The 17,151-nt window shown below is 65.7% G+C and carries 12 protein-coding genes and 3 pseudogenes; 3 read left to right on the forward strand and 12 right to left on the reverse strand.

What is annotated here, in order from left to right:
* Positions 1-137: 137 nt before the first annotated feature.
* The 8 genes and pseudogenes from W823_RS55250 to W823_RS55285 form a co-directional block, all read right to left on the reverse strand.
* Positions 138-1,110, reverse strand: a pseudogene (locus W823_RS55250) (2-hydroxyacid dehydrogenase).
* 17 nt (positions 1,111-1,127) lie between these two features.
* Complete coding sequence (gene gudD, locus W823_RS55255; protein WP_023963232.1) at positions 1,128-2,486, reverse strand: glucarate dehydratase; 1,359 nt, start codon at positions 2,484-2,486, stop codon at positions 1,128-1,130.
* Between the two features lie 25 nt (positions 2,487-2,511).
* Complete coding sequence (locus tag W823_RS55260) at positions 2,512-3,228, reverse strand: sulfite exporter TauE/SafE family protein (RefSeq protein WP_023963234.1); 717 nt, start codon at positions 3,226-3,228, stop codon at positions 2,512-2,514.
* Positions 3,225-4,292: an ABC transporter ATP-binding protein gene (locus W823_RS55265; RefSeq protein ID WP_023963236.1), complete on the reverse strand. Its 1,068-nt coding sequence runs from the start codon at positions 4,290-4,292 to the stop codon at positions 3,225-3,227. Before W823_RS55265 ends, W823_RS55260 begins: the two co-directional genes overlap by 4 nt.
* The gene (locus tag W823_RS55270) at positions 4,285-5,307 is read right to left on the reverse strand and encodes an ABC transporter ATP-binding protein (protein WP_023963239.1); all 1,023 of its coding nucleotides are present in this window, start codon (positions 5,305-5,307) and stop codon (positions 4,285-4,287) included. The genes W823_RS55265 and W823_RS55270 overlap by 8 nt, the downstream gene beginning before the upstream one ends.
* A complete protein-coding gene (locus W823_RS55275) occupies positions 5,304-6,320 on the reverse strand; it encodes an ABC transporter permease (RefSeq protein WP_023963241.1) in 1,017 nt (338 codons plus the stop codon). Before W823_RS55275 ends, W823_RS55270 begins: the two co-directional genes overlap by 4 nt.
* 9 nt (positions 6,321-6,329) lie before the next feature.
* Complete coding sequence (locus W823_RS55280; protein WP_023963243.1) at positions 6,330-7,256, reverse strand: ABC transporter permease; 927 nt, start codon at positions 7,254-7,256, stop codon at positions 6,330-6,332.
* A gap of 69 nt (positions 7,257-7,325) precedes the next feature.
* Positions 7,326-8,842, reverse strand: a pseudogene (locus W823_RS55285) (ABC transporter substrate-binding protein).
* 423 nt (positions 8,843-9,265) lie between these two features.
* Between W823_RS55285 and W823_RS55290 the strand changes: the two are divergent.
* Both W823_RS55290 and W823_RS55295 read left to right on the forward strand, forming a co-directional pair.
* A complete protein-coding gene (locus W823_RS55290) occupies positions 9,266-10,312 on the forward strand; it encodes a 2-hydroxyacid dehydrogenase (RefSeq protein WP_023963245.1) in 1,047 nt (348 codons plus the stop codon).
* Positions 10,309-10,704, forward strand: a complete 396-nt coding sequence (locus W823_RS55295; RefSeq protein ID WP_023963247.1) for a universal stress protein — start codon at positions 10,309-10,311, stop codon at positions 10,702-10,704. Before W823_RS55290 ends, W823_RS55295 begins: the two co-directional genes overlap by 4 nt.
* 21 nt (positions 10,705-10,725) lie before the next feature.
* Here W823_RS55295 and W823_RS55300 read toward each other — a convergent pair whose 3' ends face one another.
* The 4 genes and pseudogenes from W823_RS55300 to W823_RS55315 all read right to left on the reverse strand — a co-directional run bounded on the left by W823_RS55300 (position 10,726) and on the right by W823_RS55315 (position 15,555).
* A complete protein-coding gene (locus W823_RS55300) occupies positions 10,726-11,619 on the reverse strand; it encodes a LysR substrate-binding domain-containing protein (RefSeq protein WP_023963249.1) in 894 nt (297 codons plus the stop codon).
* An 84-nt stretch (positions 11,620-11,703) separates the two neighbouring features.
* Positions 11,704-12,975 (reverse strand): glucarate dehydratase family protein, encoded by a 1,272-nt coding sequence (locus W823_RS55305; RefSeq protein WP_023963251.1) that lies wholly within the window; start codon positions 12,973-12,975, stop codon positions 11,704-11,706.
* Positions 12,975-13,910, reverse strand: a complete 936-nt coding sequence (locus W823_RS55310; protein ID WP_023963253.1) for a 5-dehydro-4-deoxyglucarate dehydratase — start codon at positions 13,908-13,910, stop codon at positions 12,975-12,977. Before W823_RS55310 ends, W823_RS55305 begins: the two co-directional genes overlap by 1 nt.
* Before the next feature lie 29 nt (positions 13,911-13,939).
* Positions 13,940-15,555: pseudogene (locus W823_RS55315) on the reverse strand (aldehyde dehydrogenase (NADP(+))).
* A 255-nt stretch (positions 15,556-15,810) separates the two neighbouring features.
* On the opposite strand from W823_RS55315, the gene W823_RS55320 reads away from it, so the two are divergent.
* Positions 15,811-17,151: a wax ester/triacylglycerol synthase domain-containing protein gene (locus W823_RS55320; RefSeq protein ID WP_031333650.1), complete on the forward strand. Its 1,341-nt coding sequence runs from the start codon at positions 15,811-15,813 to the stop codon at positions 17,149-17,151.

Consider the following 17,151-nt stretch of genomic DNA (forward strand, 5'->3'; position numbering starts at 1 on the left):
GCGGCCGAACCGCACAAAGCTGCAAGACCACACCGAACTGCTGGGCCGATAGATAGATAGCTAGACCCACTCGCAGCCGGCCCACGGCCGGAACCGCGATGGAACATTGACAACTCCACAGTGTGAACCGCCCGCGATCAGCGGACGGTGCGAGCCAGTGTCAGGCCCCGGGCGAGTCTGCGGATGTTGTCGGCGATGTCCCGAACCCGTCCCACGAAAGTGTCGTGCGTGACGCCGGAAGAGTGTGGCGTCATCAGCAGATTGGGGAGTTCGGCAAAGGGCAGATCGCCCGGCACACCGCGACCATCCGAGCCGGGGTACGAATACCAGACGTCGATGGCGGCCGCACGAATGGTTCGTGCTGAGGGCATCGTAGAGAGCCCGCTGCTCAACAAGTGGCCCCCGTCCGACGTTGATCAAGACTCCATCCGAACCGAGGGCCTCGAACTCCGCGCGACCGATCATTCCTCGCGTATGGGCGTTCAGCGGTGCCGAGACAACAACGACGTCGGACTCGGTCATCAGGCGGCCCAGATCGGCGGCGTCGCCCGCCCATGACAGGCCCTGTGCTTCGGCGTCGACGGTGCCGCGACCGGTGACCGCCGACGCGGTGCAGCCCAACGTGCGCAGCAGGTTCCAGCTCTTCGATCCGATGTGGCCGAACCCCACGAAGCCGATGTGCGCGTCGCGCATGGTGAGGGGCTGGGGAAGGGAGTCGTCGTACACCGATGTCGCCCACACTCCTTGGCGGAGTGCCCGGTCATGGGCGAGGAAACCACGGCGCAGCATGACGGACGTGGACAACACGTATTCGGCGATCGAATCCTCGTGATGGAACGTGTTGGCGACTTTGGTGCGAGGCCCGAGCGCGTCGAATGCGACATTGTCGGTGCCCGCCCCTGCCACGTGCACCAGTTGCAGTCGCGGGGCGGCGGTTGCCATTGCTGTGGTGAACCTGCCGCCCACATACACATCGGCTGCCGGGAGATCGCTGACGATCGCCTGCTCGTCGAAGCGTTGGTGCCACCGGACCTCACTCTCGGCAGGCAGCAAGCTCTCGAACAACTCACGATGCGGCAGCAGATTCCGGTCGCCGACGACGATCACCATCCGCCCCAATGGATCGCTCATGCCCGAACCAGTGCTGGACGCTTGCTGTCGAAGCTCCAACCCGGTACCAGGAACTGCATCCCGACCGAATCATCGCGGGACCCCAGACCCTCGCGGAGGTACAGCTCGTGTGCGAGCTCGACCTGGTCCATGTCGAGCTCGACACCGAGTCCGGGCCGGTCGGGAACCGTGAGGTGACCGTCGATGATGTCGAACGGCTCCTTGGTGATCCGCTGACCGTCCTGCCAGATCCAGTGGGTGTCGATGGCCGTGATGTCGCCGGGTGCGGCAGCGGCAACGTGGGTGAACATGGCCAGTGAGACGTCGAAGTGGTTGTTGGAGTGCGATCCCCACGTCAGGCCCCACACATCGCAGAGCTGCGCCACCCGCACCGATCCGGCCATCGTCCAGAAGTGGGGATCGGCCAATGGGATGTCGACCGCTCCGGATCGGATGGTGTGCCCCAACTCCCGCCAGTCGGTGGCGATCATGTTGGTGGCGGTGGGCAGCCCGGTGGCCCTCTTGAACTCACTCATCACTTCACGCCCGGAGAAGCCGCCCTCGGGTCCGACCGGATCCTCGGCGTAGGCGAGCACGTCGCGCAGTCCGCGGCAGGTCTCGATCGCCTCCGAGAGCAGCCAGCCGCCATTCGGATCAAGCGTGATGCGCGCGGCCGGGAAGCGTTCGGCGAGCGCGGTCACCGCGGCCGCTTCCTCCTGGGGGGCGAGAACCCCGCCCTTGAGTTTGAAGTCGGAGAAGCCATAACGATCGTGCGCGGCCTCGGCGAGGGCGACGACAGCCTCGGGGGTCAGCGCCTCCTGGTGCCGTAGTCGAAGCCAGTCGTCGGACTCACCGGAACCGTCGAGGTAGTCGAGTCCCGTCTTGGTGCGGTCGCCGACGAAGAACAGATATCCCAGTGCCTGCACGCGCTCACGCTGCTGGCCGTCGCCGAGGAGGGCGGCAACCGGCACTCCGAGATGTTGGCCCAACAGGTCGAGCAAAGCGGATTCGACAGCGGTGACGGCGTGGACAGTGGTGCGAAGATCAAACGTCTGATTGCCTCGCCCACCCGAGTCACGGTCGGCGAAGGCGCGCCGCATGTCGCCGAGAATTGCGTTGTGGTCGCCCACGTGGCGTCCGACCACCATGTCGATTGCGTCGCACAGGGTCTGACGAATCGGCTCGCCGCCCGGCACCTCGCCGACCCCGGTGTTCCCGTCGGCATCGGTGATCATCACCAGGTTCCGGGTGAAGAACGGAGCATGTGCCCCGGACAGGTTGAGCAGCATGCTGTCGCGGCCGGCGATCGGGATCACCCGCATCTCGGTGACCGCGGGAGCACCACGCGATAATCGCGATGTGGCTGATGACGTCATGGTGGAGCCTTTCGCTGTTGTGATTTCAGATGATCTGCTGCCCGATGAGCAGGACAGCCCCCACCGAGGAGATGGCGATGGAGAGCCGGCGCAGCCGCACCGGGTCGAGCAATGTGTTGACGAATCGAGAGGCCGCGTAGCCCAGCACAATCGCCGGGATGAGAATCAGGAACATCTCGGCGTTCTCCCGTTCGATGGCACCGGCGGCGGCCAGCACCGCGATGGACATCAACGACCCGACCAAGAAGAACGCGCTCATGTTCCCGCGCAGCCGGGGGCCGCTTGATCCCTGCAACACCAAAGCCATCGGCGGACCACCGATCGAGGTCGCGGTGCCGAGCAGACCCGACGCAGCGCCCGCAGTCGCGAGGTTTCGTCGCCGCGGCGGTGGCGCCCAGCCCATCGTCGCCATGACTACACCGGCCAGCACCACGGCCGCGAGCAGCAACGCGAGCCCGCGTTCGGGCAGGAAGATCAGCAGCAATGCCCCCGCGATGGTGCCGGGGACACGCCCGGCCAGCGCCCACCCGGTGCCCCGGAGGTCGAGGCTCTGCCGTTCATGGACCACCACGAGCAGCGTCACCACCACCGCGGACATGATCAGCGTGCCCGGGATGAGCGATGGGTCGACGAGGGCGACGATCGGGGCGGCGAGCATACCCATGCCGAAGCCGATGGATGCCTGCATGCAGGCGGCAGCAAACACCGCCACGCTGATCACGACCAGAGCGGCGATGCTCACCCGACCGCGGCGGGCATGCCGAGCGACACCGTGTTGCGCGGGTGGAAGCACTCGGCCACGTGTGCCGGACCGCTCAGCGCTGCCCGGATCGACTTGCTCTGTGGAACGTCGGTCGCGACGGGCGGCGCCGACTCCGCGCATTCGGAAGTGGCGTGCATGCAACGAGTACGGAAGCGGCAGCCCGACGGCGGGTTGAGCGGCGAGGGCACTTCGCCCTCCAGGATGATCCGGGTGCGCCGGGTTCCGGGGTCGAGGGTGGGCGCCGCGGACATCAGTGCCTCGGTGTAGGGGTGCATCGGTGTGTCGAAAACTCGTTCGGTGGGCCCTGTTTCGACGATACGACCGAGATACATGACGGCGACGCGGTCGGCCACGTGCCGCACGACCGACAGGTCGTGCGAGATGAAGACGTAGGAGATGCCGAGTTGCTGCTGCAGGTCGTTCAGCAGGTTGAGCACCTGGGCCTGCACCGAGAGGTCCAGTGCCGACACCGGCTCGTCACAGATGACCACCGACGGGTTGAGAGCCAGCGCTCGGGCGATTCCCAACCGCTGGCGCTGCCCACCGGAGAACTCTTGTGGTGAGCGGTGCTCGTCGCTGGGGCGTAGACCCACCAGATGCAGGAGTTCGCGCACCCGAGCGGCCCTGTCTCGCTTGGACTTGTAGAGCGTCTTGTGGGTCCGCCACGGCTCGGAGATGATCTCGGCGGCCGTCATCCGGGCGTTGAGTGAGGCATACGGATCCTGGAACACCATCTGGACGCGGCGACGCAGGGCGAGCATGTCCTTGCCTTTGAGGGTGTACGGATCGACGCCATCCCAGCTGACCGTCCCGGCGTCGGGACGCTCCAGCATCATCAGAGTGCGGGCGAGAGTTGATTTGCCACAACCTGATTCACCGACCAGACCCAGCGTCTCGCCAGGGGCGAGATCGAGGTCGATCCCGTCGAGCGCCTTGAGCTCGGTCTTGCCGTCTTTGCCCGCCGGCACCCGGAACGTCTTGGTGAGGTCGCGGACCTCGAGGACCGACGATCCCGTCGACCTCGGTTGTGTGGACTCAGACATTGCCGACCTCCTCGGTGAAATGGCATGCCGCGGAACGGCCGGTGGCGATTGACTTCAGTGCAGGTCGGGAGGTGGCGCAGATGTCTTGCGCCAGGGGGCATCGGGCCTGGTACACGCACCCGGTCGGGATCGAGTGCAGGTCCGGGGGAGTACCACCGATGGACTTGAGATCGTCGCCCCGTTTGGCGTTCACGGGCACCGAGTCGAGCAGCCCCTTGGTGTAGGGGTGTCTCGGACGGGAGAACACCTCGGCGACCGGCCCGGTCTCGACGACGTTGCCGGCGTACATGATCGCCACACGGTCGGCCTGCTCGGCCACCAGTGCCAGGTCGTGGGTGATCAAGATGACCGCCATGTCGAACTCGGCCCGCAGGTTCTGCAACAGGGACATGATCTGTGCCTGCACGGTGACATCGAGCGCGGTCGTCGGCTCGTCGGCGAGGAGCACCTTGGGGCTCAGGGCCACCGCCATCGCGATCAGCAGTCGTTGGCGCATGCCGCCCGAGAATTGATGGGGGTAGGAGTCGATACGCGACTCGGGCTCGGGGATGCCGACGTGCTCCATCAGCCGGATGGCCTCGTGTTTGGCGGCCCGCGCAGACATCCCGCGATGGATACGGAACGGCTCGGCGAGCTGGGTACCGACCGTGTACACGGGGTTGAGCGCGGTCAGTGCGTCCTGGAAGACGATTGCCAATTCGGTTCCGGCGACCTGGCGGCGCTTGCGTTTGCTCGCCGTCGTCAGGTTGGTGTCCCCGAGCATCACCGTGCCATCGGTGACATCCGCGATCGGGTCCAAGAGCCCGACCAGGGCTTGGGCGGTCATGGACTTGCCGCATCCAGACTCGCCCAGCAGGGCCAGCGTCTCGCCGCGGCGGGCGACAAACGAGACGTGGTCGACGGCCCGCACCACCCCGGTGGGAGTGCGCAGGTCGACCGTCAGGTCGGTGACGTCCAGGGCAATCCGCTCGTCGGCGGTGGTCGCGCCGGGATCGGCGATGGCTGGTGCGCTCATGCGACTGCCTTTCGTGAGGAGAACAGACGGCGGCGGGCACGCGGCACGGTGAGGCGCCAGCGCTGGCCGGGATCAGTGGCGATCCGGGCCCACGCCGCGAGGATCGTGGCGGACACCGTGGTCACCACGATGGCCAGACCTGGGAAGAACGACAGCCACCATGCGGTCTGCAGGTAGGTGCGTCCCTGCGACACCATCAGGCCCCAGCTGATGTCCGGGGGCTGGATTCCGATGCCCAGGAAGCTCAGCGACGATTCGGCCAGCATGACAAAACAGAAGTCGAGGGTGGCAACGGTGAGCAGGGTGGGCAGCAGGATAGGCAGGACATGCGAGCGGATGATCGATCCACTGCTGGCGCCGAACGTGCGGGCGGCATCGACGAAGACCCTGCTCTGCAGTTCGGCCGACTCCGCCCGTGCGGTACGCAGATAGATGGGGATGCGTGTGAAGGCCAGCACCAGAACGATATTGGCCGCACTCGGCGAGAACACGTAGAGCACCACGACCGCCAGCAGCAGGGAAGGAAAACTCATGATCACGTCGGCGACCCGCATCGCGGTGGTCTCGCGCCAGCCGCGGTGGTAACCGGCCCACATGCCGATCACCGAACCGATGACGCAAGAGATCACCACGGCGGGCAGGGCCACCATCATCGTGGTCTGACAGGCGACGATCAGACGGGCCAGCATGCTGCGACCGAGCGGGTCGGTGCCGAGCACGTTCATCCAGCCGGTGTCGAGGTTGAACGGGGCCAGATTCGACTGGTCGAGGTTCTGATCGGTGGCGGCGCTACCCACCAGCCACGGCCCGAAGCACGCGACGAGAAGGACAAAGGCGAGGATGCCTGCGGCGACCGTGGCCATCGGATCCCGCAGCAGCAGTCGCCAGAGGGGCATCCTGTTGGACGGAACCTTGCCTGCGGCAACGGAATCGCCGGTGATGTCTGTGGGCGCGACAAGCGAACCGGTGGGATCGGTGACTGTGGACTCGGACGGTCCGGTGACAATCGACATGACGTTCTCCTAGACCTTGACCTTTTCGCGGACCCGCGCGTCCAGCAGCGCGTAACCGGCGTCGATGACGACGTTGAGGATGAAAATGCTGACAGCGGTGAGCAATACGGCGGCCTGCAGCACTGCGAAGTCGCGTTGCAGGATCGAATCGATCATCAGCTTGCCGATGCCGGGCCAACCGAAGATGGCCTCCACCACTACCGCACCGTTGACCAGCGCGACTGCGAGGTCGCCCGCCACGGTCAACGCCGGCGCGGCGGCGTTTCGCAGCGCATGGTGCGTGACGACGCGCATGTCGCCGGCCCCTTTGCTGCGAGCAAGTCGCACATACGGCGCGGAGAGCGCCTGCACCATCGCGCCCCGGACCACCTGGGTCAGGACTCCCAGCGGCCTGATCAGCAGTGTGGCGATCGGCAGTATCCAGGAGAGGGTGCTGCCCGTACCGGACGTGGGCAGCCAGCCCAGGACCACCGCGAAGATCCAGATGCCGGTGATGGCGAACCAGAAGTCGGGGACGCTCGCCGCCGTCATCGACAGCAGCGACGAGAAGCGGTCGGCAAGTGAGTTGGGCCGGAAAGCCGCCCAGCAACCCAGGATCACCGCGCCGACGATGGCCAGCAACATGGTGAAGAACGCCAGCTGCAACGTCGCGGGAAATGCCCGCAAGGCCATCTCGGCGGCCGACTCGCCGGTGCTTAGGGACTCGCCGAAGTCCAGGTGGACCACGCCGCCCAGGTAGTCGAGCATCTGGTTCCAGACGGGCTTGTCGAGACCGTTCTCGGCCGCGAACTCGGCACGCTGATCCGGGGTCGCAGACACCGGGAGGTAGAGGTTGGTGGGATCACCGGTGAGTCGGGCGAGCAGGAAGACACCGAAGAGCACGACCAACAGAGGGATGAGGCTGGTGTACATGCGGCGTCGCAGGAAGGCGAACATCTCTCACCGCTTTCTCGAGGACATGGGGCTGGTCATGACAGGTTCCTTCAGGTGGTGTGGAAAGCGGGGTCAGTCGTTGCCGGAGGCGGTGGCATGGGTCATCTCGGCCAGTCGCATCTCGTCGCCGGTTGCCGAGTTCGGTTGATAGCAACCGACGGAGCCTTGGCCAGTACCGCGTTCATGTGAGCGAGGTAGGCGTACTGACGGATCTTGCTCGGTTCGTCGGCGAGGACCGCGGCGAACGCCCCCTGGCGGGCATCGCCGGTCTGGTTCTGGGCCGTCTCTATCTCGGCGTCGAACTCGGGCGTGCCATAGGTGCTCTGGTAGCCATCGCTCAGCAGGTATTGCTCGGCGGTGAACTGGGCATCACCGGCCTGGTTGCCGTGCTGGATCATCAGCAGGATCGGTCCCTCGTCGGGGAAGGGCCGGATCTGATAGAGCATCTGGCCCGAGGTGTCCATCATCTCGATCTTGACGTTGAGACCGATCTGGTCGAGTGAGTTCTGGATGACCTCGATGGTCTCGTTGATCTTCGGGTACATACCTGTGCGCCCGATGAGCTTGATCTGCTTGTCGACCGGGACCCCGTCTGCTTTGGCCTCGGCCACAAGCGTTTTCGCGCGGTTGAGGTCGTAGGGGGTGGCAGAGATCGTGTCGTTGAACCCGATGATGCTCGGGCCGACGAGCTGTGCCGCCGGATCTCCGAGGCCGCGGAAGAGGGCCTTGATGATCCCGTCGCGATTGATCGACAGGTCGATGGCCTCGCGTACCCGGTAGTCGTCGAGCGGTGGTTCATCCGCCTGCATCCGCAGCGCGGTGGTCTCGTTGTTCGGGTACGAGACACCCAGGTCCCCGGCGCCGTCTTCCGGGCCCAGGTAGGTGGCTATCTCCGCCTCGTCGTTGGTCACCATGGCTGCGCGCACGCTGCCCTCGGTACGCCACTGGTACACCGCACGGCTGTACTCCGGGGTGGGGCCGGCGTACTCGGGATTGAGCGCGAGAGCCAGCTTTTGCCCCGGATCCCAGTAGTCGACCCGGTAGGGGCCGGTGCCGATCGGGATACGTACCTTGTCTGCGGTGTCGGTACTGGTCGGGACCATCTCGATGAACGAGACACGCAGCGGCAGAATCGGATCCGGAGTGGGGGTGGTCACTGTCACCGTCGCCGGATCGGTTGCTTCGACGACCAGTTCGTCGTCACCGAACACGTAACCGTCCACCTCGCAGCCGATCGTGGAGTTGATCGTGCGATTGATGGAGAAGGCGGCGGCTTCGGCATCGAAGGGCGTGCCGTCGCTGAATCTGACGCCCTGGTGGATTCGGAACGTCCAGGTGTTGGGAGAGGTCTGCTCCCATGAGTCGGCCAGCTTCGGCTCGAGGTCACCGGTATCGGGATTGCGTTCGATGAGCGGCTCGGTGATGTTGGACCGGACCACGGGACCCGTGGCCGTCAGCGAGGCGTCGCACGGCTCGAGCGTCGGAGGCTCCTGCGGGAGCACGATGCGCAGGGTGTTCGGGTCGGCAGCGTCGGTCTGTGTCGAGTTGGCAACCGAACAACCGGTGGCCAGAGCGGCCACGGCGGCCATGGCGACGACCGCCCGTACGGAATGGCGTCGGGATGCCGGCTGCGGGGCTGCGGCGTGCATGGGTCCTCCGTTGATGATGGTGAATCGCGTCGATCGAGACGCTGACCGTTTGTGACGGTAGCCACAACCTAGAAGTGCCCCGAGGAGGCGTCAACAGGCCAAAAGGCCTGCAAACCGCCATTTCTGTCGGTGATGGGCGTCACTGGATGTCTCATCTGGTGACACGACTCACCTGCAATATAGCCTCTGACCTGCCGCATTACGGATTGCTTGTCGCCGAGCCCGTTCGGCGACCAACCCAGTGATGCCGTTTGGGTATCAGTCCATGTTATTTACGAGTTGGACAGGTATTCCTGAGGCGGCTTACCGTACGGGTAACTCGATGAAGACCATGATGGTCTTTCCCTGTCGTCAGGAGGCACGATGGCCGATGTCGCACCAGTCGCGGCACGACCGGCGAAAAGCGCTGCGCCACAGCAGTATCGCGACTCGGAGGACCAGGCGGGACGGGTGCTGCAGGTCGGTCCGCTCAAGCCGTCGCTCGCTGAGTCCCTGGCAGCCGGCTACGGAGCGTTGTTGCTCCCGGACGACAGTTCCCGAGAGGGCTTCCTCGCCACTCGGGGCGATGCCGTCGCCGCTGTTGTCACCTCTGGCCGCACGGGCGTCGACGCGGCACTGATGGCGCAGTTGCCGAACCTCGGCGCGATCATCCACTTCGGCGTCGGTTACGACACCACCGACGTCGAGGTTGCCCAGAAGCGGGGCGTGGGCGTGAGCAACACCCCGGACGTCCTCACCGATTGCGTTGCGGACACTGCGGTGGGACTGCTCATCGACACGCTGCGCGGTTTCTCTGCCGCGGACCGCTACGTGCGGGCCGGCCGGTGGGCGAGCGAGGGCAACTTCCGCCTGACGCGCAAGGTGACCGGCGCCCGAGTCGGAATCATCGGACTCGGCCGCATCGGTTCGGCAATTGCCGAGCGTCTCAAAGGCTTCGGGTGCAGCATTGCCTACCACAACCGCCGCGAGATAGTCGGCTCGCCGTATCGGTACTCATCGTCGCCGGCCGAACTGGCGGCGTCGGTGGACGTACTCGTCGTGGCGGCCTCAGGTGGTGAACACACCCGGCAGCTCGTCGATCGTGATGTCCTCGAGGCGCTGGGGCCCAACGGCTTCCTGGTGAACGTGGCGCGGGGCAGCGTGGTCGACGAAGAAGCGCTGGTCGACCTGCTCACGTCGGGCGGTCTGGCCGGCGCGGGTCTCGACGTGTTCGCCGACGAGCCGCATGTTCCGGCAGCGCTCGTCGGCCTCGACAACGTGGTGCTGCTGCCCCATGTCGCCAGTGGCACCACCGAGACCCGCGCCGCGATGGAAGCCTTGACGCTGGCCAACCTCGACGAGTATCTCGCCCAGGGCACGCTGAGGACGGCCGTCCTGCAACCTGAACCGAAAGGAAGGCCGCGCCCATGAGCGTTGTGCTGAGCTATGTTCCCTCTACAGAGGGGCGCGGTGCGTTGTCGTTCGGTTTCGCCGAGGCACGCATGCGCGGAACGGATCTGATGGTCATCGCCGAGGACGACAGCGGATCGTCTCCGGAGTTCGAATCAGATCTCGACGCTGCACGCCAGGCCGCCGGGGCGGCCGATGTGGTTTTTGCGATCGAGCCAAACGACCCGGCCCTCTCTCACGCCGACAATCTCATCGACGCGTCGTATCGCGACGATGTCGAGCTCATCGTGATCGGTATCCGTCGCCGTTCACCGGTTGGCAAGTTGCTGACGGGCAGCGCCATGCAACGGGTTCTGCTCGACGCGCAGTGCCCGGTCGCGGCAGTCAAACCCCCGGTTCGCTCCGCTGTGTGACAACTGCTTCACGGTTCGAAGTCATATCCATTCGCGTTGCGGTAGAACGTCTTCCATGATCCGTGCCAGTGCCGGATTCGGATTGTCCGGGCGCCACGCAGCATTCATCTGAACCGGGCGGTCTCGAACCGCTGTCACCTCTTTGAAGACGACGCCCTCAGGGTGCATGGTGGCGGCTGATTCGGGCACCAGCGCCATCCCGAGACCGGACCTGACCAACACCAGCATGGTGTGCACCTGGGTGACGTACTGGACGTAACGCGGTGTCGCGCCGACGATGGTGAACGTGCTGATCAGCAATTCGTGGAAATAGCGGGCGTCGACGGGGGAGTACATCACCACGGGACGGTTGTCGAAGTCCTCGATGGTGAGGTGCTCGGCATCGATGAGATCGTGATCCGCGGGCAAGGCGGCGATCAGCCGCTCGTGATGGATCGGCCGGCTGCTGATACCTGGGCGGGTCATGATGGGGCGCACGAGCCCCAGGTCGAGCTCTCCACCCGACAGTGACTCGATCTGGGCGGAAGAGACCATCTCGCGCAGAACGAGTTTGACGTCGGGTAGTACCTCGCGGGCGGTGGCGAGCAACCGGGGCAGTACCGCATGCGCAGAAGCGCCCGTGAATCCGATGATGACCGTGCCGAGATCGCCGGCGGGCACCCGGCGCACGGTCAGTACTGCGCTCTCGGACAGCCGCACGATGCGGCGGGCGTCGGGCAAAAATGCTGACCCGGCGGCGGTCAGCGTGACCGAACGACTGGTCCGGTCGACGAGTTGCACCCCGAGCTCGTTCTCCAGTTGCTGGATCTGCCTGCTCAGTGGCGGCTGCGTCATGTGAAGACGTTCGGCAGCTCGGCCGAAATGAAGTTCTTCGGCGACGGCGATGAAGCAGGTGAGGCGAGCCAGCGAGAACATTGATCCACTCCCGGTATCGGAATTGGGCGCGTAAGCGGCCCAGTGGATCAATGTACGCGCCGGTTCAGCGCCGGACGAGCGGGTTCACCAGCGTGGGCAGGTGTTCTCGAACGACGGGTCGATGGTTTTCATGTAGCCGGTGTCGTCGCGGTCCCGGATGCCGCAGTCGAGATACTGCTGGTGCAGAGCCGCGAGGGCATCTTCGTCGATGTCGACACCCAGTCCCGGACCAGTCGGAACCGGTACTGCGCCATCGACGATGGACAACGCTCCTGCTCGTACGACGTCCTCGGTCTTCCACGGCCAATGAGTGTCACAGGCGTAGGACAGATTGGGTGTCGCGGCGGCCAGGTGGACCATGGCGGCGAGGCTGATGCCCAGATGCGAGTTGGAATGCATCGAAAGGCCCAGACCGAAGGTCTCACAGATCCCGGCGAGCAACCGAGACCGTTGCAGGCCACCCCAATAGTGGTGGTCGGAGAGAACCACGGACACCGAGTTCTGCCGGACCGACGGTTCGAGCTGGTCGAAGGCGACCACGCACATGTTGGTCGCCAGAGGCGTTTTCGCTTCCGCCGCCACGTCGGCCATGCCCTGCAGGCCCGGTGTCGGGTCTTCGAGGTACTCGACGACGCCGGCGAGTTCGGACGCCACCTCGATCGAGGTCTCGACCGTCCACGCCGCGTTGGGGTCCAGCCGCAGCGGCAGGTCGGGGAATGCCGACCGTAGCGCCTTCATCGCCGCGATCTCCTGCTCGGGAGGAAACACGCCACCCTTGAGCTTGATCGCCTTGAATCCGTACGTTCCGATCATCCGCTGCGCCTGCCGGACGAGACCCTCCGGGTCGAGCGCCGCACCCCACTCGTCGGGGTCTGCTCCGGGATGGCCGGCCCACTTGTAGAACAGGTACGCACTGAACGGCACCGCGGTGCGCACGGCGCCGCCGAGAAGATCAGATACCGGGCGGCCCAGGGCCTTGCCTTGGATGTCGAGGCACGCGACCTCGAAGGGTGACAGCACCCGGTCGGTGGTGCTGGCGGTGGTGATCATGCCGGCCACACCGTCCCCGCCGCTGACCGACAGCGTGCCCAGGGTGGCATCGATGGTCGTTCGCAGTGCGTTGAGCGCGAACACATCGTGTCCGGTGATCGCCTTCGCGGACGCCTCGAGCCGAGCCAGATGCGCAGTGTCGGCGTAGGTTTCGCCCAGCCCGACGATTCCGGCGTCGGTGTCGAGCTGGATGATCGCCCGGAGTGCGAAGGGCTGGTGGACGCCTACGGTGTTGAGCAGCGGCGGATCGGCGAAAGCGACCGGTGTGATGCGGGTGCCGGTGATCCGGATCGGTCCAGTGGGCATCAGACCGCGACGGCCGGTGACAGGGCGCCTTCGAGGACGGCCCGGCCGGCAGCGGTGATCTCGATGAGCTCCTGCTGGTGCGCCTGTGTCAGCGGCACGAGCGGTGCGCGAACCGGTCCGGCATCGAGACCTTCCATCGTGACGCCGAACTTCACCATCGACACCGCGTAACCGGGGACCTGGTTGCGTAGGCGGACCAGCGGGTGGAAGAACTTGCGCAACAGAGCTTCTGCGAGTTGATCGTCCCCGGACTCCAGGGCGTTGTAGAACGCCAGCGCGATCTCAGGGGCAAACGCGAAGGTTGCCGAGGAGTACAGGGTGACGCCGATGGCGCGGTAGGCCTGCTGGGTGATCTCGGCAGTGGGCAGACCGTTGAAGAACAGGAAGTTCTTGCCCGAAGGTGCCAGGGCGTCCTTGACGGCCATCACGATGCGGGCGACGTTGTCCAGGTCGCCGGTTCCGTCTTTGAACCCGATGACGGTGGGCAGCTGCGCCACCTCGACCGCGGCAGCCTCGTTGTAGACGGCCGAACCGCGGTTGTAGACGATGAGCGGTAGATCGGTGGCGGCAGCGACGGTGCGGGTGTACTCCACGAGCCCGGCGGGCGGCATCGTCACGAGGTACGGCGGTAGCAGCAGGATGCCATCGGCGCCCGCGGCCTCGGCGCTACGCGCGAATTCCTTTGCCTGGACCAGCGATCCGCCGGCTCCGGCGAAGACAGGCACCCGTCCGGCCACGACCTCGACCGCCGTTGCGACGATCTTGCTGAACTCGTCGAGCCCCAGAGCATGGAATTCGCCTGTGCCGCAGGCAACGAATACCCCACCGGGTCCCGCGGCGACACCCTTGTCGAGGTGCTCGGCAAGCAGGGTGTAGTCCACATCCCCGGACGGGGTGAACGGGGTGACGGGAAAGAACAGAACTCCGTCGAGCATCAGATTTCTCCTTGAATGGGTGGGGTTGGTCAGTCTTGGACGAGGCGGCCGTCGATGCGGCGCCACAGCTGATCGGGGTTGCGTCGGCGATTGCCGACGGCAGCAGTGCGGGTGGGACGTCCTGGTAGGCGACCGGCCGCAGGAACCGCTCGATGGCAGTTGATCCCACGGACGTGGTACGCGAATCGGACGTCGCTGGATACGGGCCGCCGTGGACCATGGCGTGGCCGACCTCGACCCCGGTGGGCCAGCCGTTGAACAGGATCCGGCCTGCCTTGAGTTCAAGAACACTCATCAGCTCGCCCGCCGCCACGAGGTCGTCGTCGTCGCAGTGCACCGTTGCGGTGAGCTGGCCTTCCAGACGTGCGGCGACGGCGCGTACCTGGTTCGCGTCAACGCATCTGACCACCAGGCTGGCCGAGCCGAATACTTCCTCCTGCAACACTTCTGATGCCAGGAACGTGTCTGCGTCGGTGCTGAAGACAGCGGCACCGCACGTATTCGGCCGGTCGGTCGTCGGGGCCTTCGCCTCGGCGGTCGCTGCGGTCGACAACGCCTCGACGCCGTCGGCGTAGGACCTCGCGATGCCGGGGGTGAGCATCGGTGCTGGGGCCGACGCGGCGATCGCGTCGCTCGCAGACCGCACGAAGTCATTCAGCGCGGGGCCGTCCACGGCGATGACCAGGCCGGGGTTGGTGCAGAACTGCCCGGCACCCATGGTCAACGACCCCACGAATGCCTGCCCGAGGTCGGTGCCCCGGTTCCGCAGGGCGGACTCCATCAGGAACACCGGGTTGACCGAACTCATCTCGGCGTAGACGGGAATGGGCTCGGGCCGGGCTGCGGCGGCAGCGACCAGAGCGGTTCCGCCAGAACGTGATCCGGTGAATCCGACAGCCTTGATCCTCGGGTCTGTCACCAGGCGGGTACCGAGGATCGGTCCCGAGCCGTAGAGGAGCGAGAACGTTCCGGCAGGCATCCCCGTACGGGTGATCGCCTCGGTGATGGCGCGACCGACCAGTTCCGAGGTGCCGGGATGAGCGTCGTGTGCCTTCACGACCACCGGGCAGCCGGCGGCGAGAGCCGAGGCCGTGTCGCCGCCTGCCACGGAGAATGCGAGGGGGAAGTTGCTGGCGCCGAACACTGCCACCGGTCCGAGGGGGATCTTGCGTTGCCGGATGTCGGCGCGCGGCAACGGTGTGCGATCGGGTTGCGCGGGATCGATGCGTGCACCGTTCCAGCCACCGTCTCGCAGTACGCCTGCGAACAAACGCAATTGTCCTGCGGTCCTGCCCACCTCGCCCGCGATCCTGGGGCGGGGTAGACCTGATTCGGAGCAGGCTCGGTCGACGAGGGTGTCGCCGAGAGATTCGATGTTCTCTGCGATCGCCTCGAGGAATTCGGCGCGGACGGTGGACGTGGTCGACCGATACCGGTCGAAGGCAGCGGCGGCAGCGGCACATGCGGCGTCGACATCACTGTCGGACCCGTAGGAGTAACCGGGTTCGAGGACGTCGCCGGTCGCCGGGTCGAGCCCGTGCACGGTGTCGCCCTGTCCGGTGACAAAGGTGCCCGCGATGATCATCTGCCCGGTCAGAGTGTTCATATGCGCCTGCTCTGTCGCGCGATCTTCTGTCGTCGTCATGTGCCGACTCCTACCTGTTGTGCGTACTTGTTCGGCCATGGCGATCGCGGCCGACCTGCGTCGTCGACCCAGACCACGCCGCCCAGCGCCAGGCGTGACCTGGGTCATACATCGACCGTAGGCCGCTTATTCATTCATGTCCAAGTCAAATATGGACGTGTTCAATAGCCAAGTTGTATCGACCGACGTGGGCGGACGGTTGGGGTCAACAGATGGGCGCCCGATATGCCCGCGGCGGTGAAGTACGTTCGTCGGATGGAGCGAATGACACCCATCGATGCCCAGATGTACTGGATGTCGAGTCGAGTTCCGAACGACCAATTCCTGCTGTTCGCCTTCGACGGTGAAGTCGGCAACCTCGAGTCGGCCATCGACGACGTGCTCGGGCGCGCGGCGTCGAACATCGATCTGACATTGCGGGTCGCCGACCCAGGCTGTGCTCTCGACTACCCGTACTGGGTTCGTCACGGGGTCGGACCAGATCACGTCGCAGTGCACCAGTTGCCGCAGCCCACCTGGTCGGGTTGCCTTGCGGCCGTTCAAGATCTGTTCGCAGATCAGCTCGATCTCCGCGACAGTGTGTGGCGTCTGCACGTGTTCGAGGGTGTCGGGGACGTTCCCCGCTGCCGGGGACCGGCGACAGTGGTGGTCCTGCAGATCGGACACGCCCTCGCCGACGGTCGCCGTGCGACGGGCGTGGCCAGGAGTCTGTTCGTCGATGTCGGAGAACCGCGCCGCGGCGTTGCCGCGAAACCCGAGAGCGGCTACTCGACGGTGCGGGCGGCAACGGTCGCGGCGATCCGGACACCCAAGCAGCTCGGCTCCCTGGGTTTGCGTGGGCTGAATGCCGCTGTGACGCACCGAAGGCTGGTCGCGGACGTGGCCGACGGATCCGTGCCCGCGCAGGCCGATGTGCGGCCGGCGCTGCCCACCAACAACAGGCCGGAGGGTCGCCGCGCGATCCGCACGCTGGTCCGTGACCGCGACGACTTTCCGGGGCCCACCGTCACCGTCGGAGCTCTCGCAGCCATCTCGCTGGGGTTGTCGGAGCACCTCGCCGGCCAGGGTGTAGACACTGCCACGCTCGGTGCCGAGCTGACTGTCGCCAAACCGGGAAAACCCCTCGCCCGCAACCACTTCCGGAACGTCGGTGTCGAACTGTTCAGCACCACGGCATCATGGGAACGAAGAACCGAGCAGATCGCCGAGGCGCTGATGCGTCGTCGATCGCGTGGTGCCCATCCGGCGTTGCGGGCAGCCGACGAGGCCTTCGCGGCGGTCCCTGCTCCTTTGTTGTACTGGGGCATAACGCAATTCGATCCGAAGGCGGTGGCACGAACAGTCATCGGGAACACGGTGGTGTCGAGCATCAACCGCGGCCCGGCCGACCTGACATTCGGCGGGGCGCCGGTTGCGTTCACCGCCGGCTACCCGGCCCTGTCTCCGGCGATGGGCGTCACCCACGGGGTGCACGGAATCGGCGACACGGTGGCGATCAGTGTGCACTCCGCAGAGTCGGCGATCGGGAACATCGACGAATACATGGAAACCCTGGGTGCATCCATCGCCTGGAACCGTATCGTTGCCGGCCGTTAG

It is taken from the genome of Williamsia sp. D3, from assembly GCF_000506245.1.
Taxonomy (GTDB): Bacteria; Actinomycetota; Actinomycetes; order Mycobacteriales; family Mycobacteriaceae; genus Williamsia; species Williamsia muralis.

Excerpts from the sequence above, each read along its gene's own strand:
- gudD (WP_023963232.1), bottom strand. The coding sequence starts at position 2,486 with ATGACGTCATCAGCCACATCGCGATTATCGCGTGGTGCTCCCGCGGTC.
- W823_RS55300 (WP_023963249.1), bottom strand. The coding sequence starts at position 11,619 with ATGTTCTCGCTGGCTCGCCTCACCTGCTTCATCGCCGTCGCCGAAGAA.
- W823_RS55280 (WP_023963243.1), bottom strand. The coding sequence starts at position 7,256 with ATGTTCGCCTTCCTGCGACGCCGCATGTACACCAGCCTCATCCCTCTG.
- W823_RS55290 (WP_023963245.1), top strand. The coding sequence starts at position 9,266 with ATGGCCGATGTCGCACCAGTCGCGGCACGACCGGCGAAAAGCGCTGCG.
- W823_RS55295 (WP_023963247.1), top strand. The coding sequence starts at position 10,309 with ATGAGCGTTGTGCTGAGCTATGTTCCCTCTACAGAGGGGCGCGGTGCG.
- W823_RS55305 (WP_023963251.1), bottom strand. The coding sequence starts at position 12,975 with ATGCCCACTGGACCGATCCGGATCACCGGCACCCGCATCACACCGGTC.
- W823_RS55265 (WP_023963236.1), bottom strand. The coding sequence starts at position 4,292 with ATGTCTGAGTCCACACAACCGAGGTCGACGGGATCGTCGGTCCTCGAG.
- W823_RS55310 (WP_023963253.1), bottom strand. The coding sequence starts at position 13,910 with ATGCTCGACGGAGTTCTGTTCTTTCCCGTCACCCCGTTCACCCCGTCC.
- W823_RS55320 (WP_031333650.1), top strand. The coding sequence starts at position 15,811 with ATGGAGCGAATGACACCCATCGATGCCCAGATGTACTGGATGTCGAGT.
- W823_RS55275 (WP_023963241.1), bottom strand. The coding sequence starts at position 6,320 with ATGTCGATTGTCACCGGACCGTCCGAGTCCACAGTCACCGATCCCACC.
- W823_RS55270 (WP_023963239.1), bottom strand. The coding sequence starts at position 5,307 with ATGAGCGCACCAGCCATCGCCGATCCCGGCGCGACCACCGCCGACGAG.